At 52.1% G+C, this 25,697-nt stretch carries 17 protein-coding genes; 2 read left to right on the forward strand and 15 right to left on the reverse strand.

Annotated elements, in window-relative coordinates:
• Positions 1-37: 37 nt before the first annotated feature.
• Positions 38-4,855 (forward strand): collagen-binding domain-containing protein, encoded by a 4,818-nt coding sequence (locus K1558_RS08735; RefSeq protein ID WP_238651093.1) that lies wholly within the window; start codon positions 38-40, stop codon positions 4,853-4,855.
• Between the two features lie 82 nt (positions 4,856-4,937).
• Here the strand turns inward: K1558_RS08735 and K1558_RS08740 are convergent, their stop codons facing one another.
• The 3 genes from K1558_RS08740 to K1558_RS08750 are packed head-to-tail and all read right to left on the reverse strand — an operon-like array spanning position 4,938 to position 8,004.
• Positions 4,938-6,815 (reverse strand): hypothetical protein, encoded by a 1,878-nt coding sequence (locus K1558_RS08740; protein ID WP_238651095.1) that lies wholly within the window; start codon positions 6,813-6,815, stop codon positions 4,938-4,940.
• Positions 6,816-6,830: 15 nt separating this feature from the next.
• A complete protein-coding gene (locus K1558_RS08745; protein WP_238651097.1) occupies positions 6,831-7,415 on the reverse strand; it encodes a PulJ/GspJ family protein in 585 nt (194 codons plus the stop codon).
• Positions 7,399-8,004, reverse strand: coding sequence for a type IV pilus modification PilV family protein (locus K1558_RS08750; RefSeq protein ID WP_238651098.1), 606 nt, complete (start codon positions 8,002-8,004; stop codon positions 7,399-7,401). The genes K1558_RS08745 and K1558_RS08750 overlap by 17 nt, the downstream gene beginning before the upstream one ends.
• A gap of 267 nt (positions 8,005-8,271) precedes the next feature.
• Here K1558_RS08750 and K1558_RS08755 point away from each other — a divergent pair, with 267 nt between their 5' ends.
• The gene (locus K1558_RS08755) at positions 8,272-9,057 is read left to right on the forward strand and encodes an alpha/beta hydrolase (protein ID WP_238651099.1); all 786 of its coding nucleotides are present in this window, start codon (positions 8,272-8,274) and stop codon (positions 9,055-9,057) included.
• A 119-nt stretch (positions 9,058-9,176) separates the two neighbouring features.
• On the opposite strand, the gene argH is transcribed toward K1558_RS08755, so the two are convergent.
• The 12 genes from argH to K1558_RS08815 all read right to left on the reverse strand — a co-directional run bounded on the left by argH (position 9,177) and on the right by K1558_RS08815 (position 25,520).
• Positions 9,177-10,592, reverse strand: a complete 1,416-nt coding sequence (argH, locus tag K1558_RS08760) for an argininosuccinate lyase (RefSeq protein ID WP_238651101.1) — start codon at positions 10,590-10,592, stop codon at positions 9,177-9,179.
• A 121-nt stretch (positions 10,593-10,713) separates the two neighbouring features.
• The gene (locus K1558_RS08765) at positions 10,714-11,949 is read right to left on the reverse strand and encodes an argininosuccinate synthase (RefSeq protein WP_238651102.1); all 1,236 of its coding nucleotides are present in this window, start codon (positions 11,947-11,949) and stop codon (positions 10,714-10,716) included.
• 346 nt (positions 11,950-12,295) lie between these two features.
• Entirely contained in the window at positions 12,296-13,264 is a 969-nt protein-coding gene (gene argF, locus K1558_RS08770) for an ornithine carbamoyltransferase (protein ID WP_238651103.1), read from the reverse strand.
• The gene (locus K1558_RS08775; protein WP_238651104.1) at positions 13,261-14,553 is read right to left on the reverse strand and encodes an acetylornithine transaminase; all 1,293 of its coding nucleotides are present in this window, start codon (positions 14,551-14,553) and stop codon (positions 13,261-13,263) included. The genes argF and K1558_RS08775 overlap by 4 nt, the downstream gene beginning before the upstream one ends.
• A 75-nt stretch (positions 14,554-14,628) precedes the next feature.
• Complete coding sequence (gene argB, locus K1558_RS08780; protein WP_238651105.1) at positions 14,629-15,420, reverse strand: acetylglutamate kinase; 792 nt, start codon at positions 15,418-15,420, stop codon at positions 14,629-14,631.
• 56 nt (positions 15,421-15,476) lie between these two features.
• A complete protein-coding gene (gene argJ, locus K1558_RS08785; RefSeq protein ID WP_238651107.1) occupies positions 15,477-16,709 on the reverse strand; it encodes a bifunctional glutamate N-acetyltransferase/amino-acid acetyltransferase ArgJ in 1,233 nt (410 codons plus the stop codon).
• A 21-nt stretch (positions 16,710-16,730) separates the two neighbouring features.
• Complete coding sequence (gene argC, locus K1558_RS08790) at positions 16,731-17,786, reverse strand: N-acetyl-gamma-glutamyl-phosphate reductase (protein ID WP_274528476.1); 1,056 nt, start codon at positions 17,784-17,786, stop codon at positions 16,731-16,733.
• Between the two features lie 166 nt (positions 17,787-17,952).
• Positions 17,953-18,837 carry a YitT family protein gene (locus K1558_RS08795; protein WP_238651109.1) on the reverse strand — a complete coding sequence of 295 codons (885 nt, stop codon included), beginning with the start codon at positions 18,835-18,837 and terminating at the stop codon, positions 17,953-17,955.
• Positions 18,838-18,910: 73 nt separating this feature from the next.
• Positions 18,911-20,045 (reverse strand): peptide chain release factor 2 gene (gene prfB / locus K1558_RS08800; protein WP_238651110.1). Its coding sequence is split into 2 segments (ribosomal slippage): positions 18,911-19,951 and positions 19,953-20,045, totalling 1,134 coding nucleotides; the frame shifts between segments, so codons are not numbered across the junction.
• A 461-nt stretch (positions 20,046-20,506) separates the two neighbouring features.
• The gene (gene secA, locus K1558_RS08805) at positions 20,507-23,011 is read right to left on the reverse strand and encodes a preprotein translocase subunit SecA (RefSeq protein ID WP_238651112.1); all 2,505 of its coding nucleotides are present in this window, start codon (positions 23,009-23,011) and stop codon (positions 20,507-20,509) included.
• A gap of 296 nt (positions 23,012-23,307) precedes the next feature.
• A complete protein-coding gene (hpf, locus tag K1558_RS08810; RefSeq protein WP_238651113.1) occupies positions 23,308-23,865 on the reverse strand; it encodes a ribosome hibernation-promoting factor, HPF/YfiA family in 558 nt (185 codons plus the stop codon).
• Between the two features lie 197 nt (positions 23,866-24,062).
• Positions 24,063-25,520 (reverse strand): S-layer homology domain-containing protein, encoded by a 1,458-nt coding sequence (locus K1558_RS08815; RefSeq protein ID WP_238651114.1) that lies wholly within the window; start codon positions 25,518-25,520, stop codon positions 24,063-24,065.
• Positions 25,521-25,697 lie beyond the last annotated feature (177 nt).

Consider the following 25,697-nt stretch of genomic DNA (forward strand, 5'->3'; position numbering starts at 1 on the left):
ATTTTGTGTTATTAATATTTTTCGGGGAGAGATCGCGGTGAAGGTCGTGAACAGAAGAAGACTGTTACTTATGCTTTGCCTTCCATTGTCCTTAGTTTTGGTTGTTATCCTTTGGAGTATGGTTTCCAAAATTGAAGCTGACCAGACCAACTACCCGGTTCGGTTGCTTGAAGTCACTGAAGATGGTACAAGCCAGTTGGCCTCACTCAAGAGTGGAATTCCAGACTTTACAGTTGTTACCATGAGCATGAAGAAGTTTGTTGCTCTACGCGATGATCTGGATGGACAATATGACGGCATCTACATAGGTAAGGGTACCTATAGTCCTGTTACCTTGGGCAACCTTAAGGATAAAGAAACCTCTGTACGCTCCGCAGCCATGAATACCTCAGCGCTCCAGAATGATATTACGCAGCTCCGTGCGGAGGATATCAATAAGCTCTTTATTAATAAGGGCCTGTATGTCATTTTTCATGAACAGACCTTTTTGAACCAGGAGAAGCTTGACGCCCGTAAAGGAATTCTCTATCAGTCTTTTAATCCTTTGCGCATCTCTGCAACGAAGAAGAGCAATGTTCTATTTGTGACTGATGCAGGATTAACTGAATTTTTCAATAGTCTGAAAAAAGACAGCTCCAAGCTGAAGCAGCGCCCGCAACTGCAGATTACGAACAGCAGTGAGATCAGCAATTACGTCCCGGCTTCCACAGCAGGAAAGATTTATGCGCCCGGCGACAAATTGAAATTCAACTTCAGCGTCAGCAATACGGGGGATCTTACGGAACACCCTCTTACAGCCAAGTTATATATTAATCTGGATAAATCAATTGCTTTGAGCGAACAGCAGGTCGTAGCGTCTGTGAAAGTGAATAAAACGAACGGCAGTCTGGAGTATATTCTTCCCCGGACCTTCTCGGGTCTGTTGTACTGGAAGCTTGAGCTTAGTGATCCTACCAGCGCTCTGCAATTAAAAGATTTCAAGCGCGGGAGCATCCGTTACCGCAATGAGAAGACCATTGTAAGAGTCTTGCAGATTACACCGCCGGGTTCCAGTGGTTCTCCAATACATGAGAGTAGTCTAAAAAAATCAATTAACATGAATCAGGATTATTTGAGTAATGAGGATTACAAACTGGATATTACCGTTATGAATATCGATGAATTCAATAGTTATATTGAGGGCAGCTTTGCAAACAATCACGAATATGGACTCAATGGCGTCTATGATATGCTGTTATTTGGTTTCCGGGATGAATATTACTCAAAGACAATAATGAAGCCATTATCAATCACAGCAGTAAAGGAATTCATTAACGTATCCAAGCAAAGTGCTATGTTCACACATGATACGGTCATCAACCTCTACGGAAGCAACACTTGGGTGGACAATTTCAAAGAGATTACCGGTCAGAAAGAGCCCGTTGTTAACCTTGGTCATAATGCGCTTAATCCATCCAAAAAGGTGACGCCAGTGAATGATGGTCTGCTCATGCAGTACCCTTTTTACCTGAGTCAGCAGAATAGCAATGGTATTCAGACCAGCATTGGCGACCCCAAAGTTGCCAAAACCCATAACCAATACTTCACTTTGGACCTGGAAGACCGTTCAGTTGTGCCATGGTACAACATTACTAGTGAATCCGGCGATGCAGTTCAGCGGACTCCTGATGACAGCTGGAATCATTACTACACCTACTCCAAAGGAAATGTGACCTATTCAGGAACCGGCCATCTTTTTGGGTCTAACCTTTCCAGCAGCGAGGCAATCTTCCCGGTTTGGGAACAGAAGCTTTTTGTTAACACGATGTACAGAGCATTTATGGGTGCTAACCACGCTCCCAATATCACTGTATATTCACCTGATAATGGAGCTGTAATTCCCTCCTATCAGGATAAGCTGACCGTTAGCTATTCAGTAGCCGACCTGGATTTGAAGGACCGCAGTCTGACCACTAGTCTGAAATTTATAGTGAACGGCAAAGAATTAACCGGCCCGGATTATACTATCAACAATCGGCGTGTTGGATCCGAAGAGACCATTACGCAGACCTTCAAGAACCCGCTTAACGAGAGCGGCAATATTGAAATCGTGATCACAGCACAAGATGACCAGGGAGCATCAGCCTCACCCGTTATCATCCCTTTAACTGTCTCAAAGGTTGAGTCTTCCTTGTCCATAAACAGAATCCAGTCCGCTACCAAAATAGGCAGAGACAAGCTGGTAACGGTAGACTACACCATTACTCCAAAAACATTGCGTTTGGAGGACGTCCAACCTCAATATCAAGGAAAAAATAACTTATTGATTTCCAGCATGCGCTATGATGAAAAGTTCGCTCCAAACCTAGAATTTGAAGGACAAGCATTGCCTGTAGGATTCACCAAGACCGGAAGTCTACGCGAAGGGTACACTATAAAGGGGACTTTTGAGAATATCACCTTCCAGTTAGTCACGGTAAATGGGAAGCAATATTATAAGCCGGTTAATCCTCACAGTTCCGTAGATCCGCTTATATACAAATTCTCTCTAAGCTTCGTACCTAAGGCAGCAGATAAGTATCTATTGGATAACTCCAGTATCAGCTATGACGATATTCATGCTCCTGAAGAACCTGCTGCAACTACCGAAGCCCCTACAGTGGCTCCAACTATTGCAGCAACACCAACACCTACACCAACGCCAGTGCCGACTCCGGTTCCGACTGTGGCTCCTCCAGTGTTCCCGGGCTCAACAGCCCCTATTTCGGCGCTTGGGATTGCTAAGGATTACACCGTCTTTATGCTGAAAGACATACGCTATGATAACAATAGCTTTCAGAACAAGGGGCGAACTGCTGCCGGAAGAAACGTAAAAGCACAGTCCTTTACTTTGGGTGATACACTAACTGATACTGTTTTGGTTGTAGGCAATGACTTGTACTGGGGCTCATGGGGTGGGAGAATCTCCGGCAAAGGTTACTACGGGAATAATATTGAAATGTATGCCAACCTATCGCCACAAGAAAGAGCAAATATTACGAAGGGCTATCCGTTGGATTTTACTACTATTGGCTCTCAGCTTCTAAACCGCTCTGCATATCTGGGAGATTTAAAAGGTACGGAGGTTAAGGTTACCGATGGAAGCGACCTTACAGTTACTGGAAAGGATCCGAATCTAAATATCTTCAATGTAATGCCAAGTAATCTGAAAAATATTAATCTGCGCAGTCTCAAAATTGATGCACCCGCCGGCTCAACGGTACTAGTTAATATTGCTGGAGAGTCAATCAAGTTTTCAAATGGCAGTGTATCTATAAGTGGAGTAAGCAGCAATCATACGATTCTCAATTTCTATCAAGCCAAATCCTTAACAGTCGAAAGCTATGGTGAAATTAATCAGTCTATCCTGGCCCCATTAGCTAATATCAATCTTACTGGGAGCTTCAATGGAAATATTATCGGTGAATCTCTGCAGACCATTGGATCTAGTGGAATATCAATAGGTTATCTACCTTTTGAAGGCTCGTTGCCTGAATTACCCACCGCTACCACTGCACCAACCGCAGTCCCTACAGCGGCGGCTACTCCGGCCGCAACAGCGACGGCTACACCTGTGGCTACTGCTAATGTCACACCGACAGTAATGCCAACTGCTACTCCGGCCCCGCTAAGTGTGACTATGAAGTTCCTTGCTATTAATCTGGAAGTAATTATTGAAATTACATCCATTGAGATACGCGATGAGAAGCTACTGGTTGACCAAGAGTTGTCGCTCCCGTCCATAACTACAATTCTGCCTGAAGATGTAGATGTAAAGAACCGGATGCTTGAATGGATCGTCGTCAGCGGCAAAAACTTCATTACATCGCCAAGTGAAGGTGTCATCAAAGGAATTGCGCCGGGTGTAGTAGAGATTATGGCCCAAGCTAAAGATGGGAGCAAAACTGTCAGCAATACAGCCAAGATCACCGTGACTGCCCCTACCCCTCCTGAGCCGATACGCACCATTGAGCTTACCGGAGAGGCTTCAGGAACTGCCCACTCTTCAATTGACCTGACAGCTGTATATACCAGCAATCCGGTTGAGACGGATATAACCTATGAGTGGTCAGTAATACACGAGAATGGCAAAAAAGTTGATCAATATGTGACAACGGCAGGTTCAACTTCACCTATGGGAACCTTCAATGCTCCGCAAAGTGGAACCTATATCATCACAGTTACTGCCTACAGTAATACTAATAAAGAAGGCTCCCCAGCCACCAAGAGAGTTATTATTACCAACCCATTAAGGGACTTTACAATCGATAGTGCAAGCAGTGTTTTTGTTGGCCGATTCATTGAGATGAATGCACAGGACTTCACCCCTGATAATGCAGATGCTTTCGATATCCAATGGAGCATAGTTGGAGACGGCGGTCAGTATGCAAGCCTAACTAAAACTCCAGACGATACGAACAACACCAAGTATAATTTAACTGGCATCAAGGCAAAAGATTCTGTCACTGTTTCAGTTACTGCAGGAGGTATCACTAAGATTAGGGAGATTAGGATCGAACCTCTGGATCTTACGGATATCCTGTTTACAGGTACTATAGTCGAAATGAATGTTGGCGAATCCAGATACCTGGATCAGCTTCTCTGGTTCTCACCTAGAGAGATCACTCTGAATGATGTACGGAATGAATTGGACTGGACAAGTACCTTCCCGGGCATCGCCTCCTTCCAAAGTCCTGTTACTTCCGACAATCGGGGATATATCACTGCACACAAAAGCGGAAGCACATTGGTAACCGTCCAGTATGCAAATAATCCTCAGATCAAAACAACAATCCTCGTCAAAGTCTATCCGCTTGATACGGATGATCGTTACTAAGGTAAACTAATTTTGCCATAATAAAAGGAGCCTTTGCGCAGTGAATGCTGACGCGAAAGGCTCCTTTTATCCGTGTATACCATTAATTTATCAGTTGCATTGGCCCTACATTTACATTGACGGATTGCACTCTGGGTAAGCTAGATTGCTGATTCTCATAAATATCCGGTTTATAATCAATCACGAAACGCTCTGGCACAGCGGCTTGAGAGATGTTCAGACCGCCACCCTCGTCAGAAATGGGCTTAGTAACGTTACCTTTTACCGCGTTAACAGTCAGGTTTCCTTTGGCAAAAAAACCGCCGATCAGGTGAAACATAGAACCTACGCCGTACAATTCACCACTGGAATCAGTATAGAAAAAAGCTTCCATCGTTTCTTCGGGGCTTGGTTCGTTGACAGCAAAGGCGTGAAGGCGGTTGATAAGCACTTTACCTTTGGAGATCAGTACCAGTTCTTTGGCCTCCAGGGTCGTCCCTCTGTATCCCCTTATATTGGCATCCTCTACCGTTGTGTCACCTAACACCAGCATCGTTGAATCAAACTCAACATTGCCTTTGATCTTAACATTTCCGGTAACTAATATATTGGCCCGGACAGGTAAGAAATCCGGCTTAAAATTATTAATCTCTAAATTTCCAGCGACGATGAACCAGCGGGGCATGCCCCCGCTCTTAGGGTCATTCTCATTAGATATCTCCGGCGGGTAAAACAATCTCTTATACGCTAAACCATCAACAACTAAATTCCCATTAAAGATAACCGTTGAATTTAAGTTTTCCAGTTCCTGAAGCTTCAATTCATAGTCTTCCAGGTCCTTTTCATACTGTGCAAGTTCAGCCTCATCAGCATCTGGGAGTACTTTTTCGGGAGCTTCCGGCATCCCTTGAATATGTGAGACCTCGGAACGGCCAATAATCCAGGAGTTAAAAGCTGCTATACCCTTATTATATTCTGTTCGCATACTGCTTCTTAACGCCTTTTGGGAAAGGTCATCTTTCGAAACTGACAGGCCCTGAGCCAGCTTATCGAAGAACGATTCCTCGACGTTAATCTGGACGAATTTATTCTTCTCTTTAATTTTGACATTAGCGGAATTCACATACAGAATCTTGTTCAATACATCATTTCTTGAATTCTCTTCTTCTGGCAGTGAGGTCATTTCATCTTCCTGATCTTCGGATAATATACTCTCCTTCGGCTGAAAATTCTCTTTATATTTGATACTATCCATGCCTTGGACATGGACTTCACCCGGGGCTGATCCATCAGCATTACCAGTTATCTCAGGGAAATCATGAGTTACTTCCGGATACCTATGTCTCAAATATGTATACCAAGGGGTATTAGTTACAAGCAGCTTCTCTCCGGCATACACATTGCCCTTCAGGACAGGTGCTCCATTCAGTCTAAGTGTCTGTTCTGAACCGAATACATACTTTAGGAAATCAGGGTAGCTGTCGATAATGACCTGTTGTCTCAGTGTCCGTTCCACTCCGTTAACTACCGCTTTGGAGGTGATATTAATCGTATACTGGATTGATTGTTTTGTGATTTTTTTATCTTTAGACTCATCGTATTTGATGCCATCAACTTCCCCACGGCTAGTAGATTGTAATTCTGTAGCTACTTTCAGACTCGATTTGTTCTGGTCCAGTTTCGCAAGAATCACTCCTAAGCTATACGGGTCAATATCCTCCAGCTGCAATCCTCTCAGCTCAGACTGAATATATGCAGCAGCTTCATTAAGCCCCTTCTGGGCAAGGTGCAGGGACTGCACATCATTCTCTCTTATCTCACTTCTCTGGGCACCTCCAATAGTAGCACTAAGAACTGCCGTTCCAAGAATAGTAAGGAGAAGAACGATGAACATTACCAGCACGAGTGCAGATCCGCGTTCAGAATGTACAAAGGAGAATACCCCAGGCTGCCTAGTCTTTTTATTTTGCCCCATTCCCATTTCTGCCCACCGCTCCTAGAATCCGAATTTGCTCTCAAGGTCAAGCTGCCGTCTTGTATCCCCACGTTCTAACACTAGCGAAAGATTGATATTTAACAGACCACTCTTACATGACTGTACAGTATCCGTACTGCACACCAGAGCAATGGATGAAGCCGGCCCCAGCTTAGATTCAGTCGAAGTGTGTGTTTGATAGGGATCGGTCGTTGTAGGAATCTCTGCAGAACCAGAAGAACCTTGGGTAGCCGAACTCGAAGTCGGAGATTCATTAATAAACAGTTGTCCATCTGCTATTCCTATTTCAACCTCGTCGGTTCCTCCATTGATATTATCTCTGCGCAATACTATTGTTTTATCTGTACCATCGGAATAAATTGTATTAGGAGCAAAAGTATAAATTTCAGTAATTATAGCGGACATTAACAGGTCACTTTCATCTCTCAAAGTATTCTCCATTGTAACCCTTTGATAACTATGTACACCAAACATCAAAACCCCATAAATCAGTGCCGATACCAGGGAGAACAAAGATAATGCCGCGATAAGTTCAATCAGAGTAAACCCCTGTTCTCTGCGGAGAAGATTAACGAATTTGCTCATCAGTAATATACCCCTCCACTATAGTCTCCTTAGCATTGGTTGTACCCTGATTTGAGTCTCTCACTCTAATCCGGACAGGTAAAAGATACTCGGCAGTAGCCTTCTCAATGGAATCAGATGAATTGATCATTCCAGTATGCAGAGAAGACTGATACTCTATGTCTATATGATAATTGATGTTATTAATGGTGGGATTGAGTACCTTCGCTAATGTAGTTACATCACTCACCGCAGTGCTGTAAGCACTACAATCGGCTGTCGTCTGTGTCAACGGGACACAGCTGGCTGCTTGAATAGCCGGATGACCTATAATCTCAGGCTGTGATCCTGTTGCAGGTCTGCCTCTAAGGAAGATCTCCAGCTCCTCAAAATCCTGCTTCTCCATATAAAACAAAGCATTGCGCGCCAGATTGACCATGACTGTCTTGCTCTGGTTGGATTTGGAGTAGGACAGCGCGTGGGTGAAGTAGGAGGTCAGCACCAGCGAGACGATTGACAGGATGACGATGGCGGCCAGCACCTCAATCAGGGTGAAGCCGGCTTCCTTGCTCCGCTCCCGGCTGCGGTTCCGTAGGTCTGTCCAGGACATGATGTTCGCTCCCCCGTAGGCTAATAGTTTCTATGTATCATTTCTAGTTCCTAGGCAGTAAAATCGGGCTTGTCCCGCCTGCTGCCGGAAGCGCCCCTGTCCCTGGTCCTGTATGCAGATTCGTCTCTTCTGAATCTTTCTACCTACTTCCATTATATTCCCTCTGCTCCGGGAGCAGCAATGCCCGGGAATAATAAATCTGGAGAAATCTACAGTTTATCTCCTGCTGGGGCTGTGCTATCATGTGGGCAGAAAGGGGATACGCCAATGGCTTTGATTGAATGCAAGTTCTATTCAGAGGTGCTGGGTCTCAGTACTTCGATGACAGTGATTCTGCCGCAGCAGACCACCACGCAGATTGGAATGAGCAATGTATCGAGAGGAAAGCTTCACCCGACGCTGTACTTGCTGCACGGCTTGTCCGACGATGATTCGATCTGGCTCCGCCGGACCTCGATTGAGCGTTATGTGGCGGAGATGGGCATCGCCGTGGTTATGCCTCAGGTACACCGCAGCTTCTATACCGATATGGCCACAGGGGGACGGTACTGGACCTTCATCAGCGAGGAATTGCCTGCGCTGGCCCGCTCTTTCTTCCCGTTGTCGGACAAGCGCGAGGATAACTTCGTCGCCGGACTGTCGATGGGCGGATACGGAGCGATCAAGCTGGGACTGCGCAAACCGGAGAACTGGGCCGCTGCCGCAAGTCTCTCGGGGGCGCTGGATATGGTGCATCAATCTCTGAACTGGGAAGATGCGTCGCAAAAGTCTAAAGAGTATTTGCAGATTTTCGGAGACCAGGACATTGCCGGTACGCCGGAAGATCTGCTCTGGCTGCTGCAGGAAGTGGATCGCTCTGAGGGGCCGAAGCCGCTGCTCTATCAGTGCTGTGGAACCGAGGATTTCCTCTATGAGGACAACCAGACCTTCCGTAAGGCCTGCGATGAGACCGGGCTGTCTCTGACCTATGAAGAAGGACCCGGGGAGCATGAGTGGGGTTATTGGGATGCTAAGATCCGCGATGTGCTGAAGTGGCTGCCGCTGGAGAAGTAGGATTACAGCAATATTTGTAAGCGTATACTCATAAAAAAGACTGTCCCGCCGCATCCAGCCGATGCCGTTGAGACAGTCTTTGTCTTGTCATCTAATTCCGCCGTTAAGGAAGGCGGGTCTTACTGGGCAGCAGATCCGCGCTGCTTCACCCATTCGCCAGCGGCCAGCAGGTCTGCTTCGGCCCGCTCAATCGCGGCCTTCACCTGAACAGTTGCGGTGCCGCCGTAGACATTACGGGCGTTCACGACCGCCTCCGGCTGAAGCACCGCATAGATTTGATCGTCGAACAGCGGTGAGAACTGCTTGAATTCTTCCAAGGTCAGATCAAGCAGGAACTTACCTTCGTTGATGCAATACAGGACGGTTTTGCCGATTACCTCATGCGCCTGGCGGAACGGCAGACCCTTGCCCACCAGGAAGTCGGCGATATCGGTCGCGTTGGAGAAGTCCGTATTCACGGCTTCGCGCATCCGCGTCTTGTTCACCTTCATCGTGGAGATCATCGGCGCGAACAGCTGCAAGGCACCCGTTAACGTAGCCACCGTATCGAACATGCCTTCCTTGTCTTCCTGCATATCCTTATTGTAGGCCAGCGGGAGCGACTTCAGCACGGTCAGCAGACCGATCAGGTTGCCGTAGACACGGCCCGTCTTGCCGCGCACCAGCTCCGGCACATCCGGGTTCTTCTTCTGCGGCATGATGCTGCTGCCGGTGCAGAAGGCATCGTCCAGCTCCACGAAGCTGAATTCGGTGCTGCTCCACAGCACCAGCTCCTCGCTGAGCCGCGACAGATGGGTCATAACCAGCGAAGCATTCGCCAGGAACTCGACGATGAAGTCACGGTCGCTGACGGCATCCAGGCTGTTCTCGTACACGCTGTCGAAGCCAAGCTGCTCGGCCACGAAGTGGCGGTTGATCGGGAACGTCGTTCCCGCCAGCGCGCCAGCGCCCAGCGGCAGCACATTGATCCGCTTGTAGCTGTCGGTCAGACGCTCCGCATCGCGGCGGAACATCGACACGTAGGCAAGCAGATGATGGGCGAACAGAATTGGCTGTGCCCGCTGCAGATGGGTATAGCCGGGGACAATGGTCTCCACATTGTCTTTGGCCTGCCCGATCAGCGCTTCCTGCAGGTCATGCAGCAGCGCTACCAGCTCCACCACCCGGTTCCGCAGGTAGAGGTGCATATCTGTCGCCACCTGGTCGTTGCGGCTGCGGCCAGTGTGCAGCTTGCCGCCGACCGGGCCGATCTCTGCGATCAGGTTCTTTTCAATATTCATGTGGATGTCTTCATCGGCGACCGAGAACTCAATCTCCCCCGCCCGCACCTTCTCCAGCACCTTGGCGAGTCCGCCCTTGATCGTCTCTACATCCTCCTGCGGCAGAATGCCGCATTTCCCCAGCATCGTCACATGGGCGAGACTGCCCTGCACATCCTCTTCAGCCAGCGCCTGATCGAAGCCGATCGAAGCCGTATATTCCTCCACCAGCTTGTTCGTTCCTTTGGTAAAACGTCCGCCCCACAGCTTGCTCACCTGATGTTCCCTCCTTATGGACGGTAGAAGGGCCGCCCCTGTCCGGATGGGAGGAACGGCCTTCTGTGTCCGCTTCTATAGTATATGGTCTATAAAATACCGCTCCAGCGGCTATACGCTTCTACTTCTTGGATTCCTCTACGCCCGCTGACACCTTGAGGCGCAGGGCATTCAGCCGGATGAAGCCGGTCGCATCGCCCTGGTCATACGCCTGGGTAGGATCTGCCTCCATCGTAGCGATATCCGGATTGTACAGGCTGACCGGGCTCTTAACTCCGGCACCGATGATATTGCCCTTGTAGAGCTTCACACGTACCGTACCGGTTACGTTCTTCTGGCTCTCTTGCACCAGCGCCTGCATCGCCAGCCGCTCTGGTGCGAACCAGAAGCCGTTATACACCAGCGTGCTGTAACGGGTGATCAGGCTGTCGCGCAGGTTCATGACCTCGCGGTCCATGGTGATGGACTCCATTTTGCGGTGAGCGGTGAACAGAATGGTTCCGCCCGGGGTCTCATACACGCCGCGGCTCTTCATGCCGACAAAACGGTTCTCCACCATATCCACACGGCCGATCCCGTGCTTGCCGCCCAGCTCATTGAGCTTCTCCATCACCTGCAGCGGGGATAACGGCTCGCCGTTCAGAGCTACGCAGTCGCCCTTCACGAAGTCCAGCTCCAGATATTCCGCTTCATCCGGAGCATCTTCAGGCGCATTGGAGAGCAGGAACATTTCCTTGTTCTCCGGTGCGCTTGGATCGAACCAAGGATCTTCGAGCACGCCGCTCTCATAACTGATGTGCAGCAGATTTCGGTCCATTGAATACGGCTTGGCGGCTGAGGCCTGCACCGGAATGCCGTTAGCTTCCGCATAGGCGATCATCTCCGCACGGCCCGGGAACTGGTTGCGGAACTCTTCCAGACGCCAAGGTGCGATCACCTTGATGCTTGGCGACAACGCGGCAGCGTTCAGCTCGAAGCGCACCTGGTCGTTCCCTTTGCCGGTTGCACCATGGGCAATGGCAGTAGCGCCTTCAGCGATGGCGATATCCACCATACGCTTAGCGATCAGCGGACGGGCAATGCTCGTTCCGAGCAGATATTGACCCTCATAGAGCGCACCCGCCTGGAACATCGGGTAGATGAAGTCACTGGCGAATTCATCGCGCAGGTCATCGATATAGACCTTGGATGCGCCGGTAGCGAGCGCCTTCTCTTCCAGGCCGTCCAGCTCTTCCTTCTGGCCGATATCGGCGGTGAAGGCGATAATCTCCGCATCATAGGTTTCTTTCAGCCATTTCAGAATGACTGAGGTATCCAGCCCGCCGGAATAGGCGAGTACGATTTTTTCTTTTGGCATGGGGTTGGCTTCCTTTCGGTGTGGAGGGTGATAAGATGAGCCAGGAGCTGACAAGCGTTAGACATCCGGTGCCCCGACGCAAGCTGCGTGAATATTTGGACTTTCGGCCGCTGTTGTCTACAGATTTCCTGATTGAGACCGCTCTTCGCGGTTGAAATCCGTAGACAAAGGCGGACGCTGACGCTCCTACAGTTCCAAAATTCACTCCGTTGCTACGCACCGGAAATCTAACAGGATACACTCCTGTTCATCCTATTTAAGGATGTATTGTATAAGATAAGACCGAAACAAGGCTTCCCTGTTTCAATCTAAAAGTCACTCTAGATCATTAGCGGCTGATTTCCAATTAGCCCATCAGAGCCGCCATCAGCGCCTTCTGCGCATGCAGGCGGTTCTCCGCCTGGTCGAAGATGACCGAGTTCGGGCCGTCGATGACGCCCGTGCTGACCTCTTCCTCCCGGTGGGCCGGCAGGCAGTGCAGGAACAGGTAGTCGCTCTTTGCGCCTTTGACCAGCTCCTCATTGACCTGATAGTCCTTGAACGCTGCTTCACGCGCCAATTGCTCGGCCTCGAAGCCCATGCTCGCCCAGACATCTGTATAGATCACATCGGCATCCTGCACCGCTTCCTGCGGGCTGCGGGTGATTGTGATGATTGAGCCGGTCTCCTTGGCAATCGCGCGCGCCTCCGCCACAACCGCCTCGTCCGGCTCGTAGCCCTCCGGTCCGGCCACTGCGACATGTACGCCCAGCTTGGCGCCGCCGATCAGCAGGGAATGCGCCATATTATTGCCGTCTCCGATATAAGCCAGCTTCAGGCCTTTCAGCTTGCCCTTGTGCTCATACACGGTCTGGTAGTCTGCCAGCACCTGGCACGGATGCGCCAGATCGCTCAGGCCGTTGATCACAGGCACTGAGGCATACCGGGCTAGTTCTTCCACTTTATCATGGCCGAAGGTACGGATCATAATCCCGTCCAGATAACGCGACATCACCTGGGCGGTATCCCCAACCGTCTCGCCGCGGCCAAGCTGAATGTCGTTCTTGCTCAGGAACAGCGCATGGCCGCCGAGCTGATACATCCCTACTTCAAAAGATACCCGTGTCCGGGTAGAGGACTTCTCAAAGATCAGTCCAATCGTCTTGCCCAGCAGCGGCTGGTAGACCTCGCCGTTCTTCTGCTTGCGCTTCAGCTCAATCGCCAGATCAATCAAATACGTGATTTCCTCCGGAGTATAGTCATTCAGCTCCAGCAGATCACGCCCTTTGAGCTGTGCGGCAATCGTCTCTGTAACGCCTGGTGTTCCCTGACTCATGAATGGGCCTCCCCGTTTGCTTGATTAGCATAAGTATGAATGAGTTCTGACAGGATGTCCACCGCCTGATCGATCTCGTCAGCAGTGACATAGAAATTCGGCAGCAGCCGGATCACATTCGGTCCGGCCTGGACGAACAGCAGTCCGCGCTTCTGTCCGGCGAGCACAATCTCCGCCACCGGCTCCTGGCACTCAATGCCGATCAGCAGGCCTTTGCCGCGAATCTCCTTCACGAAGGAGGTATCTGCCAGCTTCTCCTTCAGCTGTCCGGTTAAGTACTCGCCCATCTCCGCAGCCCGCTGCGGCAGATTATCCTCCAGCATCGTCTCAATGGTCGCTTCCATTACTGCCGCCGCCAGCGGGGTGCCGCCGAAGGTGCTGGCATGGCTGCCCGGGCTGAAGGCCTCGCGCAGATAGCCTTTGCCGAGCATGACACCGGCCGGGAAGCCGCTGGCTACCCCTTTGGCCAGGGTGAAGATATCCGGCTCAATGCCGTAATGCTGATGAGCGAACAGCTTGCCGGTCCGGCCCATACCCGTCTGGACTTCGTCCACGATCAGCAGCAGGCCATGCTCCTTGCACAGCGCCACGACGGCATCCAGGAACTCCTGCTGTACCTCAAGAACGCCGCCCTCGGCCAGCACCATCTCCAGCATAATTGCTGCTGTATGCTCGGTAATGGCTGCCTTCAGCGCCTCCAGGTCATGCAGCGGTACGGTCTTGAAGCCTGCCGGCAGCGGCAGGAAGCCTTCCTTAACCTTCGACTGTCCTGTAGCTGTCAGTGTAGCCAAGGTACGGCCGTGGAATGATTGCTCGAAGGTGATCACTTCATAGCGGTCTGTCCCTTTCACCTTCTGGTGATACCGGCGTGCCAGCTTGATGGCCGCTTCATTCGCTTCTGCTCCGCTGTTGCAGAAGAAGACCTGATCCGCACAGCTATTCGCGGTCAGCAGCGCCGCTACCCGGTCCTGGCCCGGAATGTGGAACAGGTTCGAGACATGCCACAGCGTATCAATCTGGGCCTTCAGCTTCGCACCGACCTTCTCCGGGGCATGGCCCAGACTGGTGACAGCCAGTCCGCACATGAAGTCCAGGTACTTGTTGCCCTGATCATCCCAGACCCAGCTTCCCTGGCCCTTGACCAGGCTGATATCGTATCTGGCGTAAGACGGGAATACCGCACTCAGCTTGGCAGGAGCGGCAGCCGCTTCCTGTCTGTCCGCTTTCCCGGAACGTCCCTGCGTCGCCCCTGTCAAAGAATTTTGTTCTGTTTGCGTCAGCTCACTCATTCTCATTCACTCTCCCACCATGCTGCTGCGGCTCCCCGTCAGCGCGTCTAATAGTATTCATCAGATGAATCTCTGTTACCTTACAATCCGCGTCCCCAGCGCCTCGCCCTGCAGCACCCGGCTAAGTACACAAGGCTCGCTGCCGTCGACAATAATAACCTCAGACACCTGACCCTGGATGCAATCCATCGCTGCGCGCACCTTGGGAATCATCCCGCCGTAGATTTCCCCGCTCGCAATGAGCTCTTCAATCTGGGCCACAGTTACGGAGGGAAGCACCACTTTCTCGCCTTCCACCGTCCGCATAATCCCCGGCACATCTGTAACGACAATCATCCTTGGCGACTCTATATAAGAAGCAACGGCTCCTGCCGCAGTGTCCGCATTAATATTATACCGCTGGCCTTCGGCATCCACGCCAACCGGCGCAATAACGGGGATATAGCCCATCCCGAGGATACCCGTCACAATCTCCGCCTGGACCTGCACGACTTCTCCTACCAGACCAACCTCCAGATGATTCGCCACCGGACGCGCCACAATCAGGTTACCGTCTACGCCCGACAGTCCGAGCGCCCGGCCCCCGCTGGACTGAATCCGGCGGACAATCGCCTTGTTAATGCTTCCCGCCAGCGTCATCTCAACGACATCCAGCACCTCTTCCGTCGTCACCCGCAGCCCGTTCACGAAGCTGCTCTCGATGCCGAGCTTCTCCAGATTGCCGGAGATCGCCGGGCCGCCGCCGTGGACAATAACCGGCTGAACCCCGCTTCGCTGCAGCTCCCGCAAATCCTCGAAGAACGAATCGGGCAGTGCCGCCAGCGTACTCCCGCCGCATTTCATCACGAACAGCCTCTCTAACGCCATCTTCCTGCCCCCTCTATATAAGCTTCCGGCCGCCAATCCCCGCGCATTCGCGCAGGTTACGTCCGGTAAGCCGCATTGATCCGCACATAATCATACGTAAGGTCACAGCCCCAGGCGGTAGCACTGCCGCTTCCATCCGACAGGGTGACCGAGATCAGCACGGTATCCGTTTTTTGCAGATAATGCAGTGCCTGTTCCTCATCAAAAGCCACCGGACGCGATCCGCGCAGCACCTCGATCTCACCCAGCTTAATATCCACCCGTTCCGGCGAGACCGGAACACCTGCGCGGCCTACTGCCGCGATGATCCGTCCCCAGTTGGCATCCGCACCGAAGATCGCCGATTTCACCAGGCTGGAGCCGACCACCGTCTTGGCAATCGCTGCGGCCGCCTCATCCTGCACCGCCCCGCTCACCTGCACCTCGATCAGCTTCGTTGCGCCTTCTCCGTCCCGGGCAATCGCCATCGCCAGACTACGGCACACATGCGTGAACGCCGCCGCAAAAGCCTCCCAATCCGCATGCTCCCGCGTCAGCTTCTCATTGCCCGCCAGCCCGCTGGCCATGGCGACCAGCATGTCATTCGTACTAGTATCGCCATCGACAGTAATCATATTAAAAGTAGAATTCGTCGCCGTGCGCAGCAGGCCCAGCAGATCCTCTCCATCAATGAGCACATCCGTGGTCATGAAGCCCAGCATCGTCGCCATATTCGGGTGAATCATCCCGGAGCCCTTCGCGGCTCCGGCAATGATGACCTCTGTCCCGCCTACCGTTACTTTTACGCAGCTTTCTTTTTTGACCAGATCGGTTGTCAGTATCGCCTGGCTGAACTCCTCGGCACCGGCAGCACCCGCATCCAGCTTCTCCGGCAGCCCTTCAATCCCGCTGCGCACACAATCCATCTTCAGCAGCTCGCCGATCACGCCGGTTGACGCCACCGCCACATCCAGCTCGTTCACACCCAGATGGCGGGCAGCGGCCGCACGCATCTCATACGCATCCGCCTCTCCTTGCTCACCTGTGCAGGCATTCGCGTTACCACTGTTCACAATAACCGCCTGCAGCGTTCCGTCCGCCAGACTCTCGCGCGTCACCTTCAGCGGAGCTGCCTGAAACACATTAGTCGTATATACCGCCGCCGCCGTCGCAGGCACCTCACAGCGGATCGCGGCGAGGTCGTTGCGCTCGGTTTTTTTGAGACCGCAGTGCAGGCCTCCGGCAATGAATCCTTTGGGTGCAGTAATGCTTCCGCCGTCAACGACGGTATATAATGAATGCTCGCTCATGTATGTTTGACCGCAAATAGCTTATGGATACACTGGTGTGTAGCCCAGCCCGCGGGTTTCCTCCCATCCCATCATCAAATTCAGGTTCTGAATCGCCTGCCCTGCTGCGCCCTTAACAACATTGTCGATGACCGACACGATAGTGACCCGCCCGGTACGTGCATCTGTGGCGAAGCCGATATCGCAATAATTCGATCCGCTGACTTCCTTCGTCGCCGGAACGATGCCGGGCTCGCGCACCCGCACAAACGGCCGGTCTGCATAATAGTTACGGTATAAGTCCACCAGTTCCCGCTCGCTGTGTTCACCCGTCAGACTGGCATACATCGTGCTCATAATCCCCCGGGTCATCGGCACCAGATGCGTAGTGAATGTAACGGTTACCTTCTCCTGGGCGATATCGCTCAGCACCTGCTCGATTTCCGGGATGTGCTGATGCTTGTTCATTTTGTAGGCTTTGAAGTTCTCATTAATCTCGGCAAAATGCACCATCAGGCTCGTACCCCGCCCCGCCCCGGACACCCCGGATTTCGCATCGATAATGATGCTGTCCGGCTTAATCCAGCCTGCGGCCAGTGCCGGCACCAGCCCCAGCAGCGACGCTGTCGGGTAACACCCGGGATTCGAGATAAAGTCCACGCCTGCCGCCTGTTCACCATACACCTCGCATAACCCGTAGATTGCCTGCTCCAGATACGCCACCGGCGGAGCCGGATGCTTATACCACTCTTCATACTCCGCACCATTCTTCAGCCGGAAGTCGCCCGACAGATCCACGACCTTAAGCCCTGCCTCCAGCAGCTGCGGCACCAGCTTCGCGCTCACCCCGGAAGGAGTTGCTGTAAAAACAACATCGGCCCGGCCCGCAATCTCGGCGGCATCGACGCCATCCAGGTTACGCTGTACAATTCCCGTCAGATGCGGGAAGCCCTCCTCGATCGGCGCTCCTGCGCTCGATGAGGAGATCACTGAAGTAATCTCAATATCCGGGTGGCCCTGCAGCAGCCTGATCAGCTCTACGCCCCCATATCCTGTTGATCCGACAATTGCCGCTCTCAGCTTGCCTGTCACTGTCATCCCCGCTTCCTCTATCTCATTTCTATCATTATCGCCCGGTCCTGACCGTTCTGCAAATATGTATTATTATACGACCGTATTAATATAAATACAACATGTAACGTCAACTTTATTCAGGCCTTTTTCCAGCTAAAAAAGAAGCGCAGAGCCCCTTAATCAAGGAAATCTACGCTTCTCTTTTGAATCCTTCGCCCAGCACCTCATGCGCCTCCGTAATAATGACAAAAGCCCCCGGATCCACCGAGCGGACAATCGCCTTCAATCTGGCAATTTCGTTCTGGCCTACCACGACCATCAGCACAGTCCGGTTATCTCCGGTGTAGCCGCCTTGCGCATTCAGCTTCGTCAGCCCGCGGTCCAGATCATTCAGAATCGCCTGGGAGATCGCCTCCGTGTGATCCGAGATGATATACGCGACCTTCGTTACGCTGAAGCCTACCTCCAGCGCATTAATGACCCGGCCGGTGACGAACAGCCCGATCAGGGCATACATCGCCTGCTCCATCCCCAGCACAAAAGCAGCCAGTGTGATCACCGTCCCATCCAGCAGCACCACGGACAGCGAGAAGCTGAAGCCGGTGAGCTTCTGGATAATCTGCGCCGCGATGGTCAGTCCGCCTGTCGAGCCGCGCCCCCGGAAGACTAACCCGAGCCCGAGTCCCACGCCAATCCCCCCATAAATAGAAGCAAGCAGCGGATTCGTGGTCGGTACTGGACCGTCTTTGGTCAAGTAGATGAATAGCGGCAGCACGAAGCTCCCCAGCAACGAGCGGATGCCATATTGCTTCCCGAGGAAGATGACACCGAGAATGAACAGCGGAATGTTCAGCGCCCACTGCGTGAACGCCGGCTCCGCGCCGAACCAGGCCTCGGCCAGCACGGATAGTCCCGATACGCCGCCAGAAGCAATCTGATTAGGCAGGAAGAACAGGTTGAACGCCAGCCCCGTAATCAGCGAGCCGATCAGAATCAGTGCGATATCCACGGTATGGCGCAGCGGCCCGTTCAAGGGAATCAGCGGAGGTTTGTTGCGTGAATTGATTTTTTGCATCGTTGTGCCCTGCTCCTTTATGTTCAGAAAAAAATCCCTACACCTCCGAAGACGCGTAGGAATAGGGTTACGTTTATTCAGCTTCCGTCTTGATCTGACTGCGCAGATAGCCGTCGATGAACCCGTCCAGATCGCCGTCCATGACTGCGCCGACGTTGCCGGTCTCCACCGAAGTGCGGTGATCCTTCACCATGCTGTACGGATGGAACACATACGAGCGGATCTGGCTGCCCCAAGCGATGTCTGATTGCTCGCCGCGAATCTCATCCAGCTCGGCCTGCTGCTCCTGAATTTTGCGCTCATAGAGCTTGGACCGCAGCATCTTCATCGCCTGCTCCCGGTTCTTGATCTGGGAACGCTCATTCTGACACGTCACCACCACCCCGGTAGGAATATGCGTGATACGCACAGCCGAGTCTGTCGTATTAATATGCTGACCGCCCGCGCCGCTGGCCCGGTACGTATCAATCTTCAGATCCTCGGTACGGATCTCCACTTCAACATCATCCGAAATCTCCGGCATGACATCACAGGATACGAAGGAGGTATGGCGTCTGCCCGAGGAGTCAAAAGGCGAAATACGCACCAGCCGGTGCACACCCTTCTCGGCCTTGAGGTATCCATACACATTGTGCCCTTTAATGAGCAGCGTTACACTCTTGATTCCCGCTTCATCCCCCGGCAGGTAATCCAGCACCTCGACCTTGAAGCCGCGCTTCTCGGCCCAGCGTGTGTACATACGCAGCAGCATCTGGCCCCAGTCCTGGGACTCGGTGCCGCCTGCACCCGGATGCAGCTCCAGAATCGCATTGAGCTTATCGTATGGCTGATTGAGCAGCAGTTGCAGCTCGAACTCATCCACTCTGCCGCTGATCCCGCGGATCGTCTCCGCCATCTCGGCAGCCAGGGCATCGTCGCCTTCCTCATCGGCCAGCTCGACCATCATCTCGGCATCGTCATATTCCTGCTGCAGCTTATGATATTGGTCCACCACCGATTTCACGGCGTTCATCTCACTGATCACGCTCTGCGCCTGCTCGGGATCATCCCAGAATCCAGGCGCCGCCATCTTCTCTTCAAAGTTCGCGATAATCTCCAGCTTCAGGTCTAAGTCAAAGTGACCCCCTAAGGTTGGTTAATTTCTTGCCGATTTCACGCAGGTCCTGCTTCACATTAGGATCGATCACTTGGATCACATCACCTTTCATAATAAAATATTGCGCCGGTGCTGATTGGGCTGCGGGGGCATGTTGTTCAGCTTCGCCTGAACAGTCTGTGGTTCGGATGAATTCCATATTAGGTGTACATCGTAACTGCGGTGAATGTTTGGACTTCCGGCCGCTGTTGTGCCCAGATTCATTTGATTATACCGCTCAGCGGATTCAATCCGGGCACAAAGGCGGACGCTACCGCTCCTACAGTTCCAAACTTCCCCTTCGTTACTTCCACCCTAATTAGGTGAACAACCGATCCACTTCAAGTCCCGCTTCGCTTTCAACATGACATCCGAAGCCCAAAAAAGCAGCCGGGCCGCAAACGGGGAGTCCCCCGGGCCCAGCCGCCTTTTATTGTCAATATAAACCCAAGTGCCAGTGAACAACACCGGAAGTGCAGTAGGGTGAAAGGTATTCGCAGCTTAATGCCTGCTCATTATTTCACCGGACACATCTTACGCCTGGCCGTGGCAGTTCTTGTACTTCTTGCCGCTGCCGCATGGGCATGGATCGTTCCGACCGACGGTGGATTCCACATGCACTGGACGCTTCTCAGCCGGCTCGGCGTTCGTGGAGATTTTGTTCTCTTCCACGACCGACTGCCGTTCCTGGTTGGTCTCGATATGCGCCTTCATAATATAGGTCGCGACTTCTTCCTGGATGTTCGCTGTCATAGCGTTGAACATCTCGAAGCCCTCGAACTGATATTCGCGCAGCGGATCGGTACCGCCGTAAGCACGGAGGTGAATCCCTTGACGAAGCTGATCCATCGCATCGATGTGATCCATCCATTTGCTGTCTACGGAACGCAGGACAATGACTTTCTCGAATTCGCGAACCAGTTCGGAGCCCAGACGCTCTTCACGTGCAGCATATTTCTCAAGGACGCGGCCGAAGATGAATTCGATCATTTCATCGACTTCCTTGCCCCACAGATCATCACGGGTCAGTTCATTCTCATCCAGCAGCTTGCTGTTCACATAGTCTGCAACCTCCTGCAGCTCCCAGTTCTCAGGGATATCATCGCTACAGTGAGCATTGACTACGCGGTCGATAACCGGCTTGATCATCTCAACTACGATGTCCTTAATATTGTCAGACTCCAGAATCTCACGGCGCTGCTTGTAGATAATCTCGCGCTGCTGGTTCATCACGTCATCATATTGCAGGACGACTTTGCGGATGTCGAAGTTGTTGCCTTCTACCCGCTTCTGCGCGGATTCCACCGCCCGGGTAATCATCCGGCTCTCAATCGGCTGGTCCTCCTCGAAGCCGAGGCGGTCCATCATGTTGAGCACGTTGTCTGCTCCGAAGCGCTTCATCAGCTCATCACCCAGTGACAGGTAGAACTGCGTGGAGCCCGGGTCACCCTGGCGTCCGGCACGTCCGCGAAGCTGGTTGTCAATCCGGCGCGATTCATGACGTTCTGTACCAATGATGTGCAAGCCGCCAAGATCAGTAACGCCTTCACCCAGCACAATATCCGTACCGCGTCCGGCCATGTTGGTGGCAATTGTAACGGTGCCCGGCTGACCGGCGTAAGAGATGATTTCAGCTTCGGCCGCATGATGCTTGGCATTCAGCACCTGGTGCCGCACACCCTTGCGCTTCAGCATTTCCGATACGCGTTCGGAGTTCTCAATGGATACTGTACCTACAAGTACAGGCTGATTCTTTTTGTGGCGTTCCACAATTTCATTCACGACCGCGTTGAACTTGCCGTTCTCGCTTTTGTAGACGACATCCGGCATATCAACCCGCTGGTTCGGCTTATTCGTAGGCACCTGGAGAACCTCCAGGCCATAGATCTTCTTGAATTCTTCTTCCTCCGTCTTCGCTGTACCGGTCATGCCGCCCAGCTTGCGGTACATACGGAAGTAGTTCTGGAAGGTGATTGTAGCGAGCGTCATGCTCTCATTCTGCACTTCAATCTCTTCCTTGGCTTCAATCGCCTGGTGCAGCCCGTCGCTGTAACGGCGGCCCTGCATAAGACGTCCCGTGAACTCGTCGACGATCATAACCTCATCATCATTGACTACATAGTCTACGTCCCGGCGCATAATAGCGTTCGCCTTCAGCGCCTGCACGATATGATGGTTCAGCGTAACATGGCTGTGATCATACAGGTTCTCGATGCCAAAAGCCTTCTCCGCCGTAGCCACGCCCTTCTCGGTCAGCGCAACGGACTTCACCTTAATATCGATGGTGTAGTCTTCTTCAGGCGTCAGCTTCTTGACGAACCGGTCGGCTGCATAATACAGCTCTGTCGACTTCTCGGCCTGCCCGGAGATGATCAGCGGCGTCCGCGCCTCATCGATCAAGATGGAGTCCACCTCGTCAATGATACAGAAGTACAGCGGGCGCTGTACCATCTGTTCCTTATAGAGCACCATGTTATCGCGCAGATAATCGAACCCGAATTCATTGTTTGTTCCATACGTAATATCGCAGGCGTACGCCTGTTGTTTATCATTATGATCCATGCCGTTGAGGTTCACCCCGACGGTCATGCCCAGGAAATTATAGATTTGTCCCATTTGTGCGCTGTCGCGCTGAGCCAGGTAGTCATTGACGGTTACGACATGCACGCCTTTGCCCAGGAGCGCATTCAGATATACCGGCAGCGTTCCAACCAGCGTCTTGCCTTCACCGGTCTTCATCTCGGAGATGCGGCCCTCATGCAGCGCCATGCCCCCAACCAGCTGAACGTCAAAATGCCGCATGCCCAGCGTCCGTTTGGAAGCTTCGCGTACGGTAGCAAATGCCTCGGGAAGAAGCTCCTCCAGCGTCTCGCCCTTCTCAATCCGGGCGCGGAATTCTTCTGTCTTCGCCCGCAGCTCTTCATCCGTCAGCTTGACGAAATCCGGCTCCAGACCATTAATGACTTCGACCGTCTTCATGAGACGTTTAACATCACGTTCGTTGGTATCTCCAAATATTTTTTTAACAAGTCCTAGCATGGTTAACCCCTTTCATGCAACACAGATGGTGGAACCGAGCCCATCCTCAAGACTTAAGTGAAAGGGCCAGATCAAATTTCGATTCCGCTGCTTCATAAATTGTAACAGTTTGTAAGAGAAGCCGCAATACAAGCCGCCCTAACCTTATTCTGTATAATCCGCTTAATAAAGGACAAAGAATGGCATTTCAGTGAATCTGGTGTATATACGCACAAGAGCCCTATTCGCTAGAGGCGAATAGGGGCTCATCTCATTGTCTGCTTCAGGCTGAACTGAGCGCCCTCGGGTAACCCGGGTTATCCCTGTTCAATCAGTCCGTATTTGCCGTCATCGCGCTTGTAAACAACGCTGACTTCAGAGGTGTCAATGTTGGAGAACACGAAGAACGTATGTCCGATCATGTTCATCTGCAGAATCGCTTCTTCCACATCCATAGGCTTCAAGGTGAACCGTTTGTTCCGCACAACCTCAAGATCATCGTAATCCTGCTCCTGCTCTTCAACCGCAACAGAGCTGCCTGCCCCTTCAACAAACAGGGTCTTCAGACTGCCTTCCTGACGGAACTTGCGGTTCAGCTTGGTCTTGTGCTTGCGGATCTGACGTTCCAGCTTGTCCACTACGGCATCAATGGAGGCATACATATCGTCACTGCGGTCTTCAGCACGAAGCGTCACACCGGACAGAGGGATAGTCACTTCCACCGTATGAAGGCCGCGAACGACGCCAAGCGTCACATATCCTTCTGAGGTAGGGGGTGCTTCGAAGTACTTCTCAAGTCTGCTGAGCTTCTTATCAACATAGTCTCTCAAAGCGTCGGTCACTTCAATTTGTTGACCTCGAATGCTGAATTGCATAAGGCACTCCTCCTTTGTTTACCTTTTCATTATAGCAAATTGTCAGGGCTAAGTAAAAAACAAAAGCTGTCAGCCTTTACATCTAACTAACAAAAGGTGTCATGCACAAGCCCCTTCACAAGCCCATTTATGAAAAAAGCCCGGCCGGAGCGTAAAGTCGCCCCAGCCGGACCGGGTGATGCAGCTTTAAAAACTGCTTATTTCGTATGGACCCGCAGAATCTCTACTGGAGAGAGGTTGCCACTCGAATCAGTGATAAAGAAGACTTTATACGCTGTATTGGCAGTGAGTCCCGTCAGGTTAATGCTTTGTTTCATAGCCGGGTTACCTGTAAGTGTACCTGCCATAGGTGTTGTCAAGTGAACGCCAGCGCTGTTCTTTCCTTCAGAAATTTGTTGGGCTGTAGGGTCAGCTTCGTCCGCCTTCACCACCACGTATTTCAGCGGAACTGGTAGTACGCCTGCCTTGCCATAGCTCGCATATACTTCAGCTGACACACTAGCTACACTGGTGATTCCAACCTGGGTAACGGAAGTGTCCGTGCCGGCTGCTGTCTTCAACTGAAGCGGCGTTACGCCGGACCAGTTGCCGGAAGTATCAGTCAGGGCAACGTATACAGTGTACTCTGTACCTGCATTCAGACCATATACCGAGAATGTAACGGTAGTGTTGGCAGTTGTTGCGATTTTGCCGGAATGAACTCCAGCAGAGTTTGCACTAATCAATCCGTCCTTCACTTGCACCGCAGTTGGTGTTGTTGCGTTCGTGCTGTAAGGAGCTACAACATAGTACACCGCTCCTGTTACAGAAGGCGTAACATACACATCTGCAGTCACTGAACCGACATGACCATAAGTCACATTGCTCACCGATGGCTGGCTCACGTTGCCGCCGCCACCGCCACCGCCTCCTCCGCCGCCGCCAGTACCGCCACCGCTACCGCCTGGAACCGGAGTAGCTGTTGGGCTGGTGCTCGGTACAGGTGTTGCTGTTGGAGTTGGGGTTGCAACCGGTGTTGGAGTCGGGATTACTCCGCCGCCAGTTCCTGGCTTGTGGGCTACCGAATTGCTGATGATGCCCACTGCTTCGGCACGGGTCAGCGATTTCTTCGGACCGAAGGTGCCGTCAGGATAACCGTTGATGATCTTCTTATCGGACGCCGCTGCTACAGCAGCCTTGGCCCATGCCGCGATCTGGGCATTGTCCTTGAATTTAATCGCATTGGAGCTTGTCCCTAGCTTAAGCACCTTGGCAGCAATGACTGCAGCCTCTTGGCGGGTAAGCGGGTTATTGGCCCGGAAGGTATTGTTCTCATACCCGCCGATGTAGCCGGCTTTGACCGCCTTGGCTACTTCACTGTAGACCCAGTTGGATGTCTTCACATCCGTGAAGCTAATGGAAGCCGTCTCGGTGAACCCGAACAGGCGGTTGATCAGTGCCACATATTCACCACGGGTAATAGCCTTGTTCGGCTTCACCGTTCCGTCAGGATAACCGCCGAGGTATCCTTTGTCCAGCCAGCTCTGTAGTTGCTTCTGTGCCCAGTGTCCCTGAATGTCCTTAGGCGTCGGCGCTGCGGATACACTTGCCAGTGAACCGAACAGCATCGACACCCCAAGGACTCCAGTCATCAGGCTTCGCCACATTTTTTTCATGCGTTTGTTCATCCTCCTGTGATTGTGATGGGCATAGGCTTCACTGCATGACTTCTTCCCTTAAAGCACGTTCGGAAGCATACGCCTAAGCGAATAAAAGAGTGCAAACTAGGCAACAAAAAAAGCCCAACGGTTCCCATTACCCAAAATTTAGGTAAACATAACAGGTTTCTTGAA

Source organism: Paenibacillus piscarius, from assembly GCF_022234545.1.
Classification (GTDB): Bacteria; Bacillota; Bacilli; order Paenibacillales; family Paenibacillaceae; genus Paenibacillus_AQ; species Paenibacillus_AQ piscarius.

What these genes read in the sequence shown, in the direction of transcription:
- K1558_RS08740 (WP_238651095.1), bottom strand. Translation starts at nt 6,815, where the DNA reads ATGGGAATGGGGCAAAATAAAAAGACTAGGCAGCCTGGGGTATTCTCC.
- K1558_RS08745 (WP_238651097.1), bottom strand. Translation starts at nt 7,415, where the DNA reads ATGAGCAAATTCGTTAATCTTCTCCGCAGAGAACAGGGGTTTACTCTG.
- K1558_RS08750 (WP_238651098.1), bottom strand. Translation starts at nt 8,004, where the DNA reads ATGTCCTGGACAGACCTACGGAACCGCAGCCGGGAGCGGAGCAAGGAA.
- K1558_RS08755 (WP_238651099.1), top strand. Translation starts at nt 8,272, where the DNA reads ATGGCTTTGATTGAATGCAAGTTCTATTCAGAGGTGCTGGGTCTCAGT.
- K1558_RS08765 (WP_238651102.1), bottom strand. Translation starts at nt 11,949, where the DNA reads ATGCCAAAAGAAAAAATCGTACTCGCCTATTCCGGCGGGCTGGATACC.
- argF (WP_238651103.1), bottom strand. Translation starts at nt 13,264, where the DNA reads ATGAGTCAGGGAACACCAGGCGTTACAGAGACGATTGCCGCACAGCTC.
- K1558_RS08775 (WP_238651104.1), bottom strand. Translation starts at nt 14,553, where the DNA reads ATGAGTGAGCTGACGCAAACAGAACAAAATTCTTTGACAGGGGCGACG.
- argB (WP_238651105.1), bottom strand. Translation starts at nt 15,420, where the DNA reads ATGGCGTTAGAGAGGCTGTTCGTGATGAAATGCGGCGGGAGTACGCTG.
- argJ (WP_238651107.1), bottom strand. Translation starts at nt 16,709, where the DNA reads ATGAGCGAGCATTCATTATATACCGTCGTTGACGGCGGAAGCATTACT.
- argC (WP_274528476.1), bottom strand. Translation starts at nt 17,786, where the DNA reads ATGACAGTGACAGGCAAGCTGAGAGCGGCAATTGTCGGATCAACAGGA.
- K1558_RS08795 (WP_238651109.1), bottom strand. Translation starts at nt 18,837, where the DNA reads ATGCAAAAAATCAATTCACGCAACAAACCTCCGCTGATTCCCTTGAAC.
- secA (WP_238651112.1), bottom strand. Translation starts at nt 23,011, where the DNA reads ATGCTAGGACTTGTTAAAAAAATATTTGGAGATACCAACGAACGTGAT.
- hpf (WP_238651113.1), bottom strand. Translation starts at nt 23,865, where the DNA reads ATGCAATTCAGCATTCGAGGTCAACAAATTGAAGTGACCGACGCTTTG.
- K1558_RS08815 (WP_238651114.1), bottom strand. Translation starts at nt 25,520, where the DNA reads ATGAAAAAAATGTGGCGAAGCCTGATGACTGGAGTCCTTGGGGTGTCG.